The 17,253-nt window shown below is 35.8% G+C and carries 22 protein-coding genes and 1 tRNA gene; 11 read left to right on the top strand and 12 right to left on the bottom strand.

The features are described from left to right. Positions 1–270: 270 nt before the first annotated feature. Positions 271–346 (top strand) — tRNA-Lys (locus tag AVJ19_RS17975). A 10-nt stretch (positions 347–356) separates the two neighbouring features. Here the strand turns inward: AVJ19_RS17975 and AVJ19_RS17970 are convergent. After that, positions 357–998, bottom strand: a complete 642-nt coding sequence (locus tag AVJ19_RS17970) for a hypothetical protein (protein WP_162626645.1) — start codon at positions 996–998, stop codon at positions 357–359. 310 nt (positions 999–1,308) lie between these two features. Here AVJ19_RS17970 and AVJ19_RS17965 point away from each other — a divergent pair, with 310 nt between their 5' ends. Then, positions 1,309–1,575, top strand: a complete 267-nt coding sequence (locus AVJ19_RS17965; protein ID WP_111860992.1) for a PspC domain-containing protein — start codon at positions 1,309–1,311, stop codon at positions 1,573–1,575. A gap of 98 nt (positions 1,576–1,673) precedes the next feature. Here the strand turns inward: AVJ19_RS17965 and AVJ19_RS17960 are convergent, their stop codons facing one another. Further along, positions 1,674–2,780, bottom strand: coding sequence for an HPP family protein (locus tag AVJ19_RS17960; RefSeq protein ID WP_111860991.1), 1,107 nt, complete (start codon positions 2,778–2,780; stop codon positions 1,674–1,676). A 207-nt stretch (positions 2,781–2,987) separates the two neighbouring features. Between AVJ19_RS17960 and AVJ19_RS17955 the strand changes: the two genes are divergently transcribed. Beyond that, positions 2,988–3,431: a hypothetical protein gene (locus tag AVJ19_RS17955; RefSeq protein ID WP_111860990.1), complete on the top strand. Its 444-nt coding sequence runs from the start codon at positions 2,988–2,990 to the stop codon at positions 3,429–3,431. A gap of 44 nt (positions 3,432–3,475) precedes the next feature. On the opposite strand, the gene AVJ19_RS17950 is transcribed toward AVJ19_RS17955, so the two are convergent. The 4 genes from AVJ19_RS17950 to AVJ19_RS17940 all read right to left on the bottom strand — a co-directional run bounded on the left by AVJ19_RS17950 (position 3,476) and on the right by AVJ19_RS17940 (position 6,730). Continuing rightward, positions 3,476–4,573, bottom strand: coding sequence for a hypothetical protein (locus AVJ19_RS17950; protein ID WP_322873952.1), 1,098 nt, complete (start codon positions 4,571–4,573; stop codon positions 3,476–3,478). After that, on the bottom strand, positions 4,558–4,749 hold the full coding sequence (locus AVJ19_RS22815; RefSeq protein ID WP_322873951.1) for a hypothetical protein: 192 nt from the start codon (positions 4,747–4,749) through the stop codon (positions 4,558–4,560). Before AVJ19_RS22815 ends, AVJ19_RS17950 begins: the two co-directional genes overlap by 16 nt. A gap of 165 nt (positions 4,750–4,914) precedes the next feature. Then, the gene (locus tag AVJ19_RS17945; protein WP_111860989.1) at positions 4,915–5,241 is read right to left on the bottom strand and encodes a hypothetical protein; all 327 of its coding nucleotides are present in this window, start codon (positions 5,239–5,241) and stop codon (positions 4,915–4,917) included. A 10-nt stretch (positions 5,242–5,251) separates the two neighbouring features. Beyond that, positions 5,252–6,730 (bottom strand): FAD-binding oxidoreductase, encoded by a 1,479-nt coding sequence (locus AVJ19_RS17940; protein ID WP_111860988.1) that lies wholly within the window; start codon positions 6,728–6,730, stop codon positions 5,252–5,254. Between the two features lie 585 nt (positions 6,731–7,315). Here AVJ19_RS17940 and AVJ19_RS17930 point away from each other — a divergent pair. Further along, positions 7,316–7,834, top strand: coding sequence for a 3'-5' exoribonuclease (locus tag AVJ19_RS17930; protein ID WP_111860986.1), 519 nt, complete (start codon positions 7,316–7,318; stop codon positions 7,832–7,834). Here AVJ19_RS17930 and AVJ19_RS17925 read toward each other — a convergent pair. Genes AVJ19_RS17925 through AVJ19_RS17915 form a run of 3 tightly spaced genes read right to left on the bottom strand, consistent with a single transcriptional unit; the run spans position 7,831 to position 9,815 of the window. Then, a complete protein-coding gene (locus AVJ19_RS17925) occupies positions 7,831–8,448 on the bottom strand; it encodes a hypothetical protein (protein ID WP_111860985.1) in 618 nt (205 codons plus the stop codon). The two genes, AVJ19_RS17930 and AVJ19_RS17925, sit on opposite strands and share 4 nt — an antisense overlap. Beyond that, positions 8,445–8,921 (bottom strand): hypothetical protein, encoded by a 477-nt coding sequence (locus tag AVJ19_RS17920; RefSeq protein WP_228203400.1) that lies wholly within the window; start codon positions 8,919–8,921, stop codon positions 8,445–8,447. The genes AVJ19_RS17925 and AVJ19_RS17920 overlap by 4 nt, the downstream gene beginning before the upstream one ends. 12 nt (positions 8,922–8,933) lie before the next feature. After that, entirely contained in the window at positions 8,934–9,815 is an 882-nt protein-coding gene (locus AVJ19_RS17915) for a hypothetical protein (RefSeq protein WP_111860984.1), read from the bottom strand. Positions 9,816–10,026: 211 nt separating this feature from the next. Here AVJ19_RS17915 and glyQ point away from each other — a divergent pair, with 211 nt between their 5' ends. From glyQ to AVJ19_RS17895, 4 genes are read left to right on the top strand one after another with little or no spacing between them, the layout of a single operon-like run. After that, complete coding sequence (gene glyQ / locus AVJ19_RS17910; RefSeq protein ID WP_065995537.1) at positions 10,027–11,004, top strand: glycine--tRNA ligase subunit alpha; 978 nt, start codon at positions 10,027–10,029, stop codon at positions 11,002–11,004. Then, positions 11,004–13,073, top strand: coding sequence for a glycine--tRNA ligase subunit beta (gene glyS / locus AVJ19_RS17905; protein ID WP_111860983.1), 2,070 nt, complete (start codon positions 11,004–11,006; stop codon positions 13,071–13,073). The genes glyQ and glyS overlap by 1 nt, the downstream gene beginning before the upstream one ends. Further along, positions 13,073–13,666, top strand: a complete 594-nt coding sequence (locus tag AVJ19_RS17900) for a DUF6036 family nucleotidyltransferase (RefSeq protein ID WP_111860982.1) — start codon at positions 13,073–13,075, stop codon at positions 13,664–13,666. The genes glyS and AVJ19_RS17900 overlap by 1 nt, the downstream gene beginning before the upstream one ends. An 11-nt stretch (positions 13,667–13,677) precedes the next feature. After that, complete coding sequence (locus AVJ19_RS17895) at positions 13,678–14,073, top strand: hypothetical protein (protein WP_111860981.1); 396 nt, start codon at positions 13,678–13,680, stop codon at positions 14,071–14,073. Between the two features lie 34 nt (positions 14,074–14,107). Here AVJ19_RS17895 and AVJ19_RS17890 read toward each other — a convergent pair whose 3' ends face one another. Together AVJ19_RS17890 and AVJ19_RS17885 are read right to left on the bottom strand one after the other, a co-directional pair. Further along, the gene (locus tag AVJ19_RS17890; RefSeq protein ID WP_111860980.1) at positions 14,108–14,296 is read right to left on the bottom strand and encodes a hypothetical protein; all 189 of its coding nucleotides are present in this window, start codon (positions 14,294–14,296) and stop codon (positions 14,108–14,110) included. Continuing rightward, positions 14,283–14,717: a hypothetical protein gene (locus AVJ19_RS17885; protein ID WP_111860979.1), complete on the bottom strand. Its 435-nt coding sequence runs from the start codon at positions 14,715–14,717 to the stop codon at positions 14,283–14,285. Before AVJ19_RS17885 ends, AVJ19_RS17890 begins: the two co-directional genes overlap by 14 nt. Positions 14,718–14,883: 166 nt before the next feature. Between AVJ19_RS17885 and AVJ19_RS17880 the strand changes: the two genes are divergently transcribed. Next, the gene (locus AVJ19_RS17880) at positions 14,884–15,264 is read left to right on the top strand and encodes a hypothetical protein (RefSeq protein WP_111860978.1); all 381 of its coding nucleotides are present in this window, start codon (positions 14,884–14,886) and stop codon (positions 15,262–15,264) included. 24 nt (positions 15,265–15,288) lie between these two features. Here the strand turns inward: AVJ19_RS17880 and AVJ19_RS17875 are convergent, their stop codons facing one another. Next, positions 15,289–15,714, bottom strand: coding sequence for a hypothetical protein (locus AVJ19_RS17875; RefSeq protein WP_111860977.1), 426 nt, complete (start codon positions 15,712–15,714; stop codon positions 15,289–15,291). 171 nt (positions 15,715–15,885) lie between these two features. On the opposite strand from AVJ19_RS17875, the gene AVJ19_RS17870 reads away from it, so the two are divergent. Next, the gene (locus tag AVJ19_RS17870; RefSeq protein ID WP_111860976.1) at positions 15,886–16,521 is read left to right on the top strand and encodes a hypothetical protein; all 636 of its coding nucleotides are present in this window, start codon (positions 15,886–15,888) and stop codon (positions 16,519–16,521) included. A 394-nt stretch (positions 16,522–16,915) separates the two neighbouring features. Next, the coding region (locus AVJ19_RS17865; RefSeq protein ID WP_213067254.1) for a hypothetical protein at positions 16,916–17,253 on the top strand (338 nt) is incomplete at its 3' end.

Genomic DNA, 17,253 nt, shown 5'->3' with positions numbered 1-17,253 from the left:
CTTTCTTAGGGCTTCTTTCTGTACTACTTCAGTACGACAATAGAAATGAAACCTGCAAGTTCCGACCAAGACCTAACATCTCCTTTCAGATGCTTCGCCATTCTCGAAATTTTGCTACATCGATGTTGCAAAGTATATGTGTTTCATGCGCCTTTAAAAAATCACTGATTTTTTGCACCTAAACAAAATATAACCTTTGCATATAACGATAGAAAATCACAGATTTTCTCTTGCGTTCGAACGAAACTTTGTTTCGTTAATCCTCACTCAGGGTTGTTAGCTCAGTTGGTAGAGCAGTAGACTCTTAATCTATTGGTCGTGGGTTCGAACCCCACACAACCCACCATATTTTAGTTTTATTCTTTAATTGTAAATTTTTTCAATACATATGCTTGGGTAGGAACATAAGTTCCATCTATAAATTGATCATTTTCAATTTGATTATTGGCATATATTTTTTCTAAATCAATTACTAAGTCACCATCAGCATTCACATCATAATAAAAGTCTACTCCCTCTGCGCGCTGCACTTCGATTTGATGTGTTTCAGGATTAAATCGCCATGTGTTTTGTTGATATACACGCTCTGTCTGATTGGACTTCTTTTCATAACTCATTTTACCCATATAGATCAAGGTTCGATGTGATGTACCATCTTTGAGTAAATTAATCACAAATTCAGCATTACCCTTTTCACACAACGCAAATTTTTCATGGCAATCCACCACAACATGATAACGCCCAATATAAGGTTCTGAGACTTTAGACACAACAGGTGAGATATTTTCAGATTCTGCTAGTTGTGCTTGAGGAAGTGCCGTCCTGCCTGCAACCTCAGTCAGACGCTTTCCCTCTTGTTTTTCTACTTTAAACTCAGCAGTATTTGCAGTCGCATCAGAAACCGTTTGATCTATATTTTGCTGTGGGGAATCACATGCTGTAAGCAAAAGACAGGCTGCAACCCCACATGATTTAAGTAAATGTTGTTGAACGCTCATAAACAATTTCATGTTGATAAACCAAAATTTAGGTTTAAAATTTTAATAATGAATGCTGCTATGATATTTATTTTTCTAAGAACTATAAATTGATCTCAGAACATTGTTACAAAAATGCACAACAATTCAAATCATTAGATTACATTCAAGATTAAAAATATTTGAAATCCAATGAATGATATTTCACTTGAATTTATTTACATAAAACACACAATCAATCAAAAATATTTCCTTTAAAAATAAGCAAATCACCCAATATATAAATTAAAGGTATTTTCCTTACTGAATCATTTTTTAGGAGAAATAGTTCATGGCCAAATCTGGTTTATATCGTTCTAACCGACATAATATGATCGCCGGTGTAATGGGCGGTATTGCTGAGCGTTTTGGTTGGAATGTCACATTACTTCGCATTATTTTTATATTGGTTTCATGTCTAAGTGCGGCTTTTCCAGGGGTTATTGTTTATTTAGTACTTTGGTTGCTGATCCCTAAACAAGATTTGCAATTAAATTCACCTTATTCAAGTACATACCAACAACCGATTCGTACTGTACAGAACGAAAAGTTTAAATAATCCATAGATTATTGTTCTGACAATCTGTTTCTTTTTTACCGCTATGACAGTATATCCCCCTAAACTGTCGTAGCGTTTTTTATATCTAAATTTTAATTTTATGCATTTTTCAAAGTGTTTAACTGTTGTTGTAATGCAGCAATCATATCTGCACGGCTAATAATTCCGACCAATTTCTGTTCTTCAATCACCGCAATATAATTAAAAGAACGTTCAACAAAATACGGCACAAGGTCTTGGATTGGCTGGATTGGCTGTACCGTCACCACCTGACGATTCATAATTTGCTTCACCTGATGTTCCCATGATGCTCTAGGGTCTGCTGCACGTTTAAACCATTCCACTACATCATAAAGTGCCAATGTCCCCACCAATCTGTGTGCTGTATCTATGACAGGCAAACTCATCAAATTCACTTGTTTAAACTTAATCAAAGCATCTTGAATATCTTCATTTTCGGACAAGCTAATTACATCTTTAGTCATAATGTCTTGGCATAAAAACTGATGTACTGCACGTGCGTTGGCTTTTTCTTGCGCTTCTAAAATAATTTTTTGTAAATCATATTCGCTAATATCTAATAACTGGGTTTGTTGATCGAGTACATCTTGAATATCTTGCGGTTGAATAGTGACTTTTTGCGTTGGTGTTGGATCTTTAGAACGCGTATTGATCTGTGCAACCTGTGGATATTGTTTGCCTAATATGCGATTAAAAATAATCGCAATAATCAAAAGTAAAACTGAATTCAACAACACAGGATAGAAAATAAAATGGTAACCTAATTGATGAACTGGCTCACCGCCCAATACTGCTGTAATCGCCACTGCCCCACTCGGTGGATGCAATGAATCTGTCGTCATCATCAGAAAAATCGCCAAAGCAACGGCGATACTAAATGCTTCTGTTTGATTGGAAATGAATAGTGCGCAAGTTACCCCTATAATCCCTGCAATGGTATTGCCTACCACCATATTCCAAGGTTGTGCCAAAGGGCTTGCAGGTACGGCAAAAAGTAGCACTGAAGATGCGCCCATTGGAGCGATATACCATGCATTAAAGTCACCGAGTACATACCAACTGATCAGTGATGATATTGCTAGACCCAGTAGCGCACCTATTCCGCATAACAATCGGTCTTTAAGTGGCAACACTTTAAAATTAGGTTTGAGGGTATTTAGCCATTCCAATTGAGTATGAAACACGATATTCCTTTGTTTTGGCACATAGAAGTGACAAATTATACGATGTTATTCTCATAAGATGCATTTTCTATACATCTTAAATCCATGAATTTTTCGACTACATTTTAGTACATTCATTTCCTATATGTTTTTTATTTTTTAAAATGCCTCGCAAATTTTATGTATTTGTGCATGATGAAATTATGTTCTATTTCCCGTTGTTTTGCTATGTCCCAATACACAACCAAGCACATTCTAAATGCATTACTGATCACGCCTCTCATTCCACAACTCTTATTATCGATACTGTTTATCAGTAGCAATCGAGCTTATGACCTAGATTCTCTTATTGTTGTCGTTGTTTTTAATACAGTCATTTATATTGCTTTTTGTAGTGTCATTCTCCCTATCGCTTATGCAATTTCAATTTTTCTCGCTCGAAAAAACAACTTAAATCTGATCACAATTGTTTTAGGTGCGATTTTAATGTGGTTGATTGTGACCATCATTGGCTATTTAATTTTTACTCAGTCTTTACCCCATCCACTTTGGACATTATTCAGTGATTGGTATTTTTATTTGATTGGGATCTTTGCGGGTTGTTGTTATTGGGGAATATTAAAATGGCTTAATTTACCAAGTAAAAAACTGATTCAAGAACAGGGGGAATAAGCGAATCATCTAACTTATTCCCCCTAATGATTGATTCACTCAAATTATTTTGCAGCAACACCAACCCAAGTAAAACTATGAGGTACATCAGCCAATTGAATGCTTTGTTTCACTTTTGCCGTTTTTATATCAATTTCTATAATTTTCTTGGCATGTGTATCATTGATAAAAACGGTATCAGTACTAGCATTTGCCACTAAACGACTTTTTTGCAGTTCATCAATCTCAACTTTTTCGATCACTTTTAATTTTGCTTTCACTGTCCATGTTGCTGTATCAATAATATGCAGCACACCTGTATTGTCCAAAATCAACAATGCCTGACCCGAGCTACTCATAACATGCTGTAAGCGTTTGACAACGTTAGCCCCCTCTAGATCTTTTGCACCTTGTGCCCAATTTAGAGTCGTTGCATTGCGATTTTTAGGATCGATAATAAACAAATCTCCAGTTCCTGAAGCAAAACCTGCAAATTTATCGAGTTTTACATGTCCTACAATACTACTAATACGCTGATCAATTAGGACTTTTTGATCTGTAAATTGATTACCTTTTTGTTCTACGACAAGTACACCATCTTCACAACCAAATGCAGCATATTCTGTATTAGAACCCGCACCATGCAGTTTATGGCACGGATTTTTTAAAGTCTGCTCTACATGGAAATGGTCTCCGTGCAATTCATAACTTTTAACAATACTGAGCACATCCGAATCTTGCGGTAAATATGTACTTAATACATAGCCTCCACGTGGCTCTGCAACACCATGATGTTGTTTGGGTAAACTTTGCTTCGCCACACTTTGCTTTTCAATATCACTGTCACGAAATGCTTCAAATTTTGAACTTTCTTTTTCATTACCATCATAGAAAATCGTCGCCAAACCATTGTATGCACGATAATGTGTTGGTGCTGCACCAGTAAGTTTAAATGCCAATACATGCGGTGAATTTTTCTGCAACACATTATTTTTATTAAAAATTCCACCATCAACAAAGTTTACAACATTGTCAGTACGTCCCAATAGCACAGCAAAACGATTTTCAGGGCTGCTATACATTGCATTTGGCACTGTGGTTAGCGCTGTTGTATGGATATTTTTTTGATCATTTAGATCATAAACCGTCAGCAAAGGGCGCACAGGTCTGCATTGGCAATCACCAAACGTCCCTGTTGCACCACCGTTGGTTTTGGTGGTGTTGGTTTTATAGGCTCTGGTTTTGAAGATGAGTCTGATGAACTCCCCCCACATGCGGTTAGCAAAACACTACTCAGCACAATTCCCAGTGTATGTTGGGTTTTTAACGTTTTTAACATTGTTATGTCCTCAAAATGAGTGTTCTTTAATTTTATGAAATGTTATAACATAACAATAAAGAAGTCATCATACTTTATTCATTTTTTATTTTTTGAGGCAATTTTCAAAATATTAAGCTGGTCGTTTCAGTAAGAACCGCTTACTTAATTATTTTCTAAGATTTACTATTTCATTAAATTTAATTTTTCAAACATCTTATAAAGTTTATGAACAACCAGAATCATAATCCACCAAAATAAAACCGATGATATAAAACCTATCCAAATAAAATGATCCTCGCCTGCAAGCAGAAATAAAGGATTTGTTTCCACACTTCCCACAGGAGAAATACCATCAAGATCTACAATATAAATAAAGGGGAAACCTGCGGCAACCAGTTCACAAGGCACTTGAATATCAACCTCATGACATAATCCTATGCTTTTTCGAGGTATTTGAGTAAATACTAAAGCAATCATCAAATACAAAAAGTATTTTTTCAATTTCTTCATCAAAGCTTACTCAACGATAATGCTCATAAAAACGATTACTCAATATCTCATCAGCATCATATTTTTGCTTCAAACGAAAAAATTCATCGGCTTGCGGATAAGCCAAACGCATTTTTTCACGACTAATATGCAAGCGATATGGTAAATAATAAGTCCCTTTATTTTTCAATGCAGCATCCAAAATTTGATTGGTTAATGTTTGCATTGCCTGCTCTTGCTCAGCGGTTTTCTTTTGGTTAAATAAAAATACCAAACCAAATACATCTTCACGAGCATAGTTCATAAAAGCATCTTGATCCTGCTGAATTTCCCGAATGGTGATATTGAGTAAATCAACTTTTGAATCTTTTAAAATCGGTTTTAAATCTTGAATAAATGCTGCCAAATGTTGCTTTGGAATAAAATATTCATGTAATAAATCAGTTGAATTTGGATCTTTATTTTCAATCAAAGCCGCTTGTTCAGCCAATATTTCATTACGACTAAACACAGCATAAGGCGAAACTTTATTTAAACTACTTTCCAAATCCCAACGTAAACGTTTGCCGTATTCATTATCTACTGAACCACGAAACACAATACGTCTAACTTCAGCATTTTTACTTTGCTGTTGCACAAGTGGCATTGGTTTTTCATCTGTTTTGGTAAAATAGTTTAAAGTAGCTTGTTCTAAAAAATGTTTATCCGAAATACGTAAACGTCCATAGGCAAACTGTACTTGTGGATTTGCACTGACTAATTTTTGATAATTTTCAGTATATTGCTGTGGATCTATTGCAACAGAGTGAAATTTTAATGTGGCATTGTCCACCACTTTTATTTTCAAATCTAAAATAATGCCAAATAAACCATAGCCTCCAATCACTAATTTAAATAGTTCAGGATTTTCACTGCGGCTACAATTGACAATTTCACCATTGGCTTTCATCAAGCTAAATGACTGCACACTTGAGGAAATCGGTGGGGCATTTTTCTGCCAACCATGCCCATTGACACTCAATGAACCGCCGATTGAAAAATCACTAAAAGACTGCATCACAGCAATGGATTTACCAAAACCATCTAAATATTGCAGTGCTTGTTGCCATGTTGCGCCTGAACCTATGCTTAAAATATTGGATTGTTCATCTAAATTCATGTGATTATAAGGCAACATATTGAGTGCAATACCATCAGGGTAAATGGTATGCCCGCCCATACTGTGCTTTGCCCCTGAAATTGACACTTTTAAATGATGTTGCTTGGCATAAATCAACATTTCCTTAAGTTGTTTTTGCATGGCAACGGGATCTTCTGCAACATCTACGATTTTATGTACTTTGGTTTTATTCAGTTGGCTGACATCATCACGATAGCCACTAGGCATCTGCTCAATCTTTGGATGTTCATTGAGTTTGGTTTTCAGTAAATGCAACGCAGGAATAGAAATCACGGCGAGTACAAGCAGTAAAAGGCTGAGCCAAAGGGTATTTTTATGCTGTTTTTGCATTTGATCTTATTCTAAAATGACTTAAATTCAGACAAATATGTATAAGTGAAAAATTAGAACAATGCAAAAATCTTATCAAAACTTAACACTGATCGTTGGATTGCTCATCGCACCAATCCCCGTTCTGATGATTTATTTCCTTTATCCAATATTCACAAGTCCTACTTTTTTTGATAACTACGAGGGTCATAGCAACTTATTGTATATGCTTAAGCTTCTATTATTTGCATATTTATTTTATGTTTTTATCTTGGGGACTGCGCTATTTGCTCTGCTGTATTGGCTCAATAAATATAAGAAAATTCATTTTTTCCTTCTTCTCTGCATTGCTTATTTTTCAGCAATTCTATTGGTCTTATTAGGAAGTTATTTCATCGACCATGATTTACCCAATACTCTCATTGAGTTTAAAAAGCTATTCATTTTCAATCCAATTTTTATTTTTACAAGTTCAACTGCTTTCACTTTCTGGTTATTTTTAAAATGGCATGATTACAGAAATCGTCCAAAGACAAAGACTTAATGTTGTATCCTGTATCAACAGTATATTTCAAAAACAACGTTAACAATATAAAAGGAAAATAAATGGCATATATCATGGTCGACATCGAAGCTGATGGACCTATTCCTGGTGACTATTCAATGATTGCACTCGGTGCTGTGTTAGTTGAGGATAATTTACATCAACAATTTTATGGCTTACTTAAACCCATTTCAGAAAATTATATTCCACAGGCGTTGGCAGTTTCAGGCTTTAGTCGTGAGGAAACTTTAAGTTTTAACAACCCTGAGCATGTGATGAAAGGCTTTGCGAAATGGATCGCCAAAGTCAGCAAAGATCGTCCGATTTTTATCAGTGATAATAATGGTTTTGATTGGATGTTTGTCTGTTGGTACTTTCACCATTTTACAGGCAGTAATCCTTTTGGATTTAGCTCACAAAATTTAGGCAGTTTATATAAAGGCGTAGTCAAAGATACTTTTCAAAGTTTTAAGCATTTGCGTAAAACCGCACATACGCACAATCCTGTCGATGATGCCAAAGGCAATGCTGAAGCGCTATTGGCTTTGAAAAAAGAGTATGGGTTAAAAATTAAGTTTTAATTGGTATTTTTCAAATACTGAACTCGCCCTTCATAATCCCTCATATCCCACTCTACGTTTCCAACTTGAAGAGAAACTGTCATGAAATCAGGAGGTAAATTCATTGACAATATATATTGAAATTGGTGAACAACTTTTAAAATATAATCGTCAATATTCCATTGATTTAGTCCTGTATTAAAAATTGCATATTCATCGATAGACATCAAATACAAATCTTCTTCGAAGTAATACCAAATCGCCATGATCGGATGGTAAACGTTATTAAATTTTTGATTTAAATTTAAATTTATGTTTTCACATATTTCACTTAAAACATGAACCGCTTTTTCAGGTTCAATTTTCCCAAGAATCACTTCATCACAATAAAAATGTAAATATGCATAAATCGCTTTTTTATCATTGGGAAACGGCAAGCCCAATTCGTCAATCGACTGAGTAAAATATTGTTCGGCAATATCGATTTCAGGGAATACTTCCAACATTAAAGAAACTAAAGCAATAATAGACTCTGTTTCAAAACCTTGTTCAAGTTTCAAAACAGCCCAGTCAATATAATCCTGTACCCTTATTTCATGGACTAAATTTTTACCAATAATTTCTAAATAATTCATTTGCTTTCCATCGAGTAAAAGGTCAGAACATCTTCATGATGTACTTCCAACATCCAGCTTCTTGTCTGATCAACAATATTTAAGCTAAAACCGACTGACCAACTAAAAACATCCCAATATTTAACAAAGACCTTCCACTTTGTTTTGATGACATTTTCATCATAGAGCATATAAATATCTTGATCGAAAGGAATTTTGAGTTCAAATAACCAATCCCTGACTTTGGCAATTTCTTTATCTGAATTCCAGCCATCCACAATACTTAAAAATTGCTCATACTTAAAAGTCCTTGGCATTTCCTTAAAAAACAATCGAGCAAATTCAGTCGCCTCAAAACCTTTTAAAAAAGTTGTCCGTTCAGCTAAATACTTTTCAATCTCAAATTCATCGGTTAAAAAATCCAAGCCAAATGGCAGTTCTGTATAGCTCTGCCAACGTTGGAATTTCTTTTCATAATTGGTTAGATACATCATTAAAGATTAACCTTACTTTATTAACTCATCAAAACAAGTCGTAAGTGACGAATTTATATAATTAATCTTGCACTCATAATACAGCTCTCCAGTCACATCAAAAAAACTCACATACTCAACATTTGCAGGAAGGCTTTGAATAGGCTGAATATTTCTAAATTCCAATCCTAAATCATCACCATCACCTTGATCTGAAGTCGTATCACTTTTATGTTCAATGACTGTAGATACGTTAATATAGGCTTGTCTTTCATTTTCGTTATAGTGCGACATATAAAAACTCGTCCCTTTCCCCATTTCCAATTTGGCTTTTTGAATAAAAGCTTTTAATTTTTCTCTATGCTTTATTTTTTCATTTTCATCATCCTTGTTGGTCTCGTTTTGTTCATTACAACTACAATCCGTCAACCCATATCCATCAATATCACCCTCAAACCAATGATTTTCAATGCGTAAATAAAATTTTAAATGCTGTGGATCATAAACAATCTGATTCACCTGTGCCATCGCCCCTGTTTTTTGCACAACAAACCAAAAACAAAGATCAGAATCATCGATTGAAGTTTGAGCTGCAATTTCTTTGCTGATGATATTCTTATTTTTATTGAATTCATCCTGCTGATCATGAATCATCTTTCGAAAAACAGTTTCACTGCCTTGATCAAAACTGTTTATTTTGACTAAAGCCTCAAATGCATCAGTTTCCTGACCAAATCTTGCCGTCATTTGCTGTGGGTATTTTGCTTTACAATATTCAAAGCTTGCTTGATGACTCGCCATTAATCGCAACATTTGATTTGCATTCATCACATTATCTGCAAATGCAGAGCTACTCAAAGCGATATATAACATGAATGCAATTTTCAAATATGCACATTTTAATTTTTCAATCATCTTTAGCACTTTATTCAGTTGTTATTTTCAGAAGAATATACATCTGAATCACCTATTTGTCCTATATCCACACAATTTCTCTGATCAGCAGTAAATGAAATGGATCTCAAGGCGACTTTACAGATCGAAAACCTGTTTGAACCCTTTGCCACTCCCCACCAAAATCCTTATACTGAGAACCAATTTTTCTAATACTTATAGTGGATGCTGCATGAGTCGCGCCATATCGCATATTGATACATTCCAAGGCTTAATTTTAGCCTTACAAAACTACTGGGCTGAACAAGGTTGCGTCGTGTTACAACCTTACGATATGGAAATGGGTGCAGGGACATTCCACACTGCAACATTCTTACGTGCGCTTGGACCTGAAACATGGAACGCAGCATACGTTCAACCGTCACGCCGTCCTAAAGATGGTCGTTATGGTGAAAACCCAAACCGTTTACAGCACTATTACCAATTCCAAGTGGTGCTTAAGCCAAACCCAGACAACATCCAACAGTTGTACTTGGATTCATTAAAAGCTATCGGTATCGACACACTTGTCCACGACATTCGCTTTGTTGAAGACAACTGGGAATCTCCAACACTTGGTGCATGGGGCTTAGGTTGGGAAGTTTGGCTCAACGGTATGGAAGTGACTCAGTTTACTTACTTCCAACAAGTCGGTGGTGTTGAATGCTACCCTGTCACAGGTGAAATCACTTACGGTCTTGAACGTCTAGCAATGTACCTCCAAGGCGTAGATTCAGTTTACGACTTGGTTTGGACCAAAGGTCAGTTTGGTACAGTGACTTATGGTGACGTATTCCATCAAAACGAAGTTGAGCAATCGACTTATAACTTTGAATATGCCAACGTTGAAAAAATGTTTGAGCTTTTCGACTTCTATGAAGCAGAAGCAACACGCTTAATGGAAGCTGAACTTCCACTTCCTGCATACGAACAAGTCATCAAAGCATCACACAGCTTTAACTTGTTGGATGCTCGTGGTGCGATTTCTGTGACTGAACGTCAACGCTATATTTTACGTGTTCGTACTTTGGCGCGCTCAATTGCACAAAGTTATGTGGCTGCACGTGCAAAACTTGGTTTCCCAATGGCTGAACCACATTTACGTGATGAAGTATTGGCACAGTTAAAAGCACAAGTTGAAAGCGACGCAAAAGCTGAGGAGAATAAATAATGTCTAAACATACCGTTTTATTCGAACTTGGCTGTGAAGAACTTCCGCCTAAAAGCTTAAAAACTTTACGTGATGCGCTACAAGCTGAAACTGTAAAAGGTTTAAACGAAGCAGGTTTAGCATTTGATTCTATCGAAGCTTATGCAGCTCCACGTCGTTTGGCATTGAAAATTGTCAATGTTGATGCTGCTCAAGCAGATACTCAAAAACGTTTCGATGGTCCTGCAAAACAAGCGGCTTTTGATGCTGAAGGCAAACCGACCAAAGCACTTGAAGGCTTTATGCGTGGTCAAGGCATCACTGTAGATCAAGTAACAACTTTCCAAGCGGGTAAAGTTGAAAAAGTGTGCTATTTGAAAGATGTTCAAGGTCAAAGCCTTGACGTTTTATTGCCACAAATTTTACAAACAGCTTTGGACAATCTTCCAATTGCAAAACGTATGCGTTCAGCGGCAAGCCGTACTGAATTTGTACGTCCTGTAAAATGGGTTGTGTTGCTTAAAGATAATGATGTTGTTGATGCTACCATTCAGGATCACAAAGCGGGCAATGTGACGTATGGTCATCGTTTCCATGCGCCTGAAGCGATTACTTTGGCAAATGCAGATGAATATTTAGCAAAATTAAAAGCAGCGCATGTTGTGGCTTCTTTTGAAGAACGCCAAGCCATTATTGACCAACAAGTCAAAGCACTTGCTGATGAAGTGAATGCGATTGCGATTGTGCCTGCTGACTTACGTGATGAAGTGACTGCATTGGTTGAATGGCCTGTTGCGCTTCGTGCAAGTTTTGAAGAGCGTTTCCTTGCTGTTCCGCAAGAAGCTCTTATTACAACAATGCAGGACAACCAAAAGTATTTCTGTTTGGTGAATGCGGACAATAAACTGCAACCTTACTTCATTACTGTTTCAAATATTGAGTCTAAAGATCCAACTCAAATCATTGAAGGGAATGAGAAAGTTGTACGTCCTCGTTTGTCTGATGCTGAATTCTTCTTCTTACAAGATCAAAAGCAACCGCTTGCATCTCGTAAAGAGAAATTGGCCAATATGGTGTTCCAAGCTCAATTGGGTACGCTTTGGAATAAATCTGAACGTATTGCAAAATTGGCAATCGCTTTATCTGCAATCACAGGTGCAAACCCTGCTGATGCTGAAAAAGCAGCTTTACTTGCTAAATGTGACTTAACATCTGAGCTCGTGGGTGAATTCCCTGAACTTCAAGGTATTGCGGGAACTTACTACGCTCGTATTGAAGGCGAGAATGATGAAGTTGCAGAAGCTTTAGGTGAGCAATATTTACCTAAGTTTGCAGGCGATGTTTTACCACAAACCAAGACAGGTACAACGATTGCTCTTGCCGACCGTTTAGATACACTCACAGGTATTTTTGGGATTGGACAAGCACCTACTGGTTCAAAAGACCCGTTTGCTTTACGTCGTTCTGCGATTGGTATCTTACGTTTAGTGACTGAAAACAATCTTGATGTTTCGATTGAAGAATTGATCAAACTTGCTTTAGCTGCGTATGGCGATGTGATCAAAGATCATGACAAGACTTTGGCGGATGCGGTTGCATTCCTTGAAGGTCGTTACCGTGCGAAGTATGAAGATCAAGGCGTTGCGGTTGATGTAATTCAAGCCGTTCAAGCGCTTTCTCCAAAATCTCCTTTAGATTTTGATAAGCGTGTGAATGCAGTAAATCATTTCCGTGACTTGCCTGAAGCTGCTGCGCTTGCTGCTGCAAACAAACGTGTTGCGAATATTTTGGCGAAAGAAGCTGCACCTACAGGTGAAATTGTTGAATCTAAACTGGTTGAAGATGCTGAAAAAGCACTTTATGCCGAGATTCAAAAATTGCTTCCTGTGGTTCAACCGCTTTTAGCTGCGAAAGATTATACTGAAGCACTGTCTAAACTTGCTGCGTTACGTGCGCCGATTGATGCTTTCTTTGACAGTGTTATGGTGATGGCAGAAGATGCTGAGTTGAAAGCAAATCGTTTGCGTATTCTTGTGCAGTTGCGTGATTTGTTTACAAGTGTTGCGGATATTTCGGTGTTGCAGCACTAATGGAAATCTTTACTCATTCTCCAATGAGTAAAGCGATTCTCAAGCTCTTTCATGAGCTTGAGAATTATATTTCTACGAATCATCAAAATTTACCTTATGGCGCTGTAAAAGCTTATATTTTTGGTGGTTGTGCTTTTCATATCCATACCAATGCTCGTGGTAGCAATGATATTGATGCAGAAATTCAAGCAATTCCTTTATTAAAAAAAGAAGACATCATCATTTTTCTTGAACAAAATGATATTGAATATATTGATGAAAATAATTTAGAGACGAATTTAGAGTTTGATCGTGGTTTTAATACAGCCTTAGCTTCTATTGATCCTGATTATATTGACCGCACTATTCCTCTCATCACTGAAAGTATTGTAGAAGTTTATTTGGTTTCAGCGCTTGATCTCGCTATTTCAAAATTAGCACGGCTGTCTGATCGAGATATTGAAGACATTCGAATCCTATTTAAGCTCAAAAAATTTTCACTTGATCAGTTTAAAATTTCAGCGAATAATGCTAAAGACTATTATGCGACTCCTGAACAATTGGAATCGAATATTCACTATATGATTTCGTTGTTATCTGAGCTATCTGAATAAGTGAGAGGGTGATGAATCAACATGAGTTTAAAACTAAGCTAGAACAACTACTCACACATTCTTTAAGTTCTGCAACTTTTGAGGAAGTTAAGCCTGTGGCTGAAGCTTTGCTGTATTCAGAATTTTTACCGACTGCTGTCTCTCAGCTCAATGCTTTAGAAACACGTCGATTAGTTTTTTTATTGGAAAAATTTAGTCGTTATTCATGCTCTTCTGTGTTTAGACGTACTCAGCTAAAAGCCTATTCAACGAATTTATCAGAACGATTCTCACCTTCAAGTCTTTTGCAGAATACTATTGCAACTGATCCTCTTGCTAAAAAACTTGGTTTGGATGAAGATTTAAATCATTTAAAACCTGAGTTACTCAGCTTACAAACACGTCATCATCAGCAATCATTTACTTAAAATTTTTATGTAATCGACCATGAGTGATTTAGTTTTAAGTATCATCATCCTTGCTTTTATCTTTCTTAAATGCTCCATTTAATAGCAACACAAAAAATGCAATGATAACCAATAGAATAAAGCCATTTATAAACATCCACCAAACAGGAGCAACCCTTTCAGCATGAGCAAAAGTATTTATAAAAATTAAAATTAGAGCTAAAGTTATTTTACTCATTTTCATTCGATTTATTTCCAACTTTTGCTAATAAACAAACCAATCCGTAAATAATAAAAATTAAAATGACAAATAAAATTAGCCCAAATACAATGATCCCTTCTAATGGCATCACACCATCAGCGTAAGCAAGTGTAGGAAAGAACATTAAAACCATCGAAATACTGACATTATTTTTCACGATTCTGCATTTCTCTCTTCTTTTTAGTCTCTTTTCTTTTTCAATCTCTTCACGACGAATTTCAATAAATCTTTTGATAATATAAAAGGTTATAATTATTATTACACCGCATAGTCCTAAAACAAAAACTCCAGATAAGAAAACAAACCACATTGGTATCACACCATCAGCATGTGCAAACACAGGAATATATAATGCGATTAAAAACAAAATCCCTCTTTTATAATGATTATGGTTAGTTTTCATATTTTATCTCTTGTTAGTATTTTTTTAAATAATATCTAATATAAAAATTAGGTTTGCAATTTAAATTAGATAAAATAAAAGTAACAATCTAAAACCAAATAAACCTGAATCTTCTCAATGGATTGTATAAACTCAATCCATCAGATTCAGCCAAGACCAAAAGCAAATGAATGCAAAAATTATCTTATCGACCATTTTCATCACAGCCACCCTCACCGCTTGCTCAACCACCCCAACAAATCCCAACACCCCTGTCGTCTTAGAACAACACAAAAACATCTCTGCTGAACCATCGACAAAACACAATCTTGCTCGTCTTATTAAGCAAAAAGACAACTGCGTGATCGAATTTACAGGCAACTTTGAAACAGGCAAAGCGACTGAACACTGGATCTTTAAAGGGGATCAACTGATTTCCGCATTTTCAAATATCGATGCAGAAGTAGAAAACAAACAAACTGTATTTGATCCAAATGATGCTGAAAAAGTGAAAAACTTTGAATTACTGAAAAAGAATTTCAAAGCAGAAAACTTAGCAAAATGCTAACAGTCATCACAGAACGATTTTAAATTAAACCTTTAAAGTCGTTCTTTTTAGCTTCATCTGTAAAATATAAATGATCGGATAGAACCACAAAAATATTCCTACAATACCGACAATTGAAACAACCAACAAGGGAGATACAATATCTCGGATTTGGTCATAGATTTTCATTAACCCTAAATTAACCGTATTATTTAACAGCCAAATCATTAAAAATAAAAAAACATGAGGAATGATGATATGAATGATTTTTAAGGAAAAAACTTTATAAAATTTTACAAAGAAAAATGTTGGAATCAAATAAATCAGCAAAAAAACTAATTTTACGATCCAAGTTAAAATTTGATCGGTCAGACTTAGAGGATATTCACCACCACAAGCACAGGCAAAACTCGGTTGTAAAAACAACATCGGGATGATTAACCAAAATACATTTAAATATTTAATTTTCATAATTTTTATCTTTTTAGTTGCTCTATTATATTATTAGATATGTAGACTATACAGCATCTTTGTTTTTACTCTGTATAAGTTTGCTTACAGCACCGATTTAAGCACTTTTTTTCACAGTATGATGCTGAGCAAGAACTGTATTTACCCACGAAAATGAGGGAACACGCCACAATGAAAAATATGACAATTTTATCGCTCAGTGCTGCACTTTTAGCGACTTCTTCACTCTATGCGGAAACCACAACAGATAGTAAAACACCTCCACCTTATGGTGATAACCCAAATATTTTCAAAGTTTTAGCACATAAAACAGGTGAGAAAGTACAAAACACAGCAGAACGTGTGGGTGCTGCGGCTGAACGTGGCATAGACAAAATCAAACCCAAAGTTGACGATACTTGGCAAGAAGCCAAAACCTATACCGAAGAACAAAGTGAACGTGCCAAAGCAGGTTTACAACGAGGTGCGGACAAAATTACAGAAACTGCAAATAACACTCGTGATGTTATTGTCGGAACCAATAAAGGCAGCGTTCCGATTGAGCGCGGTCGTTTAAGCCACTCATCAACGATTACGACTGCTCCACAAGCAACATCGCAAACATTAAGTCATACAACAGCTCAAGCGATTCCCTTAGAAACACCTGTTCCGAATCAAGTAAATACGACTAGTGCAATCCAGCAAAATCAAAATGTGACAGAGCCTGAAGAACCAGAAATTTCTTTTAAATCTTTGCCGCTTCCACAAACAACAAAAGCAACTGAGGCAACTCAGCCATCAACTGAAAAAGAAGATATTCCACAATAAAGCCCAAATGATGTAAATATAATGATGGGTGCTGACTGAATAAAATGGACAAAGCTCATCATTTCAAAGTCTTGATCAATCAAATTATGTAAAAATATTGTTTTGTTAGTGCTATGAATAGCGTGATTTTTCATTGCTTTCATTTAAATCATATTGTAATTTTATGTAAATGAAATATCACTATAAAAATAAAATAACTCATTTAAACCATTGAAATATATTATCTATTTTATAAAATATAGCTGTTATCAATTTTGCATTTATTTGTAGCTTTGTTGTAGACAAGATGTATCAATTTCATCTCTTTTTCACATTTATCAAAAGCTTAGTTTTAATATTGCCGCCTTGTTACTGGGGTACAATCGGTACTCCTCACCTCTGAGGAATGTCATTTATGAAAACCATAAAAACAACCATCATCGCTGCAAGTATTTTGGCTTGCACACCTGTTTTTGCTGAAACGACTGTTACAACTTCAGCGACACAAGCAACTGAACAAGTAAAAGCAAATGCAACGAGTGCTAAAGCACAAGCTGAAGCAATGGCTAAAGAAAAAGCTGATGCTGCCGCTAAAGCAAAAGCCGATGCAGCTGCTCAAGCAAAAGCACATTCAGATACTGTAAAAGCTGAAGTTTCTGAAGTGAAAGATACGACTCTAAATACGCCTGCCCAAACAAAAGATATCCTTGTTGAAAAAACTATCAATGCGAAAGACGCTGTAGTTGCAAAAAC

It is taken from the genome of Acinetobacter sp. CFCC 10889 (genome assembly GCF_003268395.1).
In the GTDB taxonomy this organism is placed as follows: Bacteria; Pseudomonadota; Gammaproteobacteria; order Pseudomonadales; family Moraxellaceae; genus Acinetobacter.
This window is presented reverse-complemented; position numbering and strand designations above follow the sequence as displayed.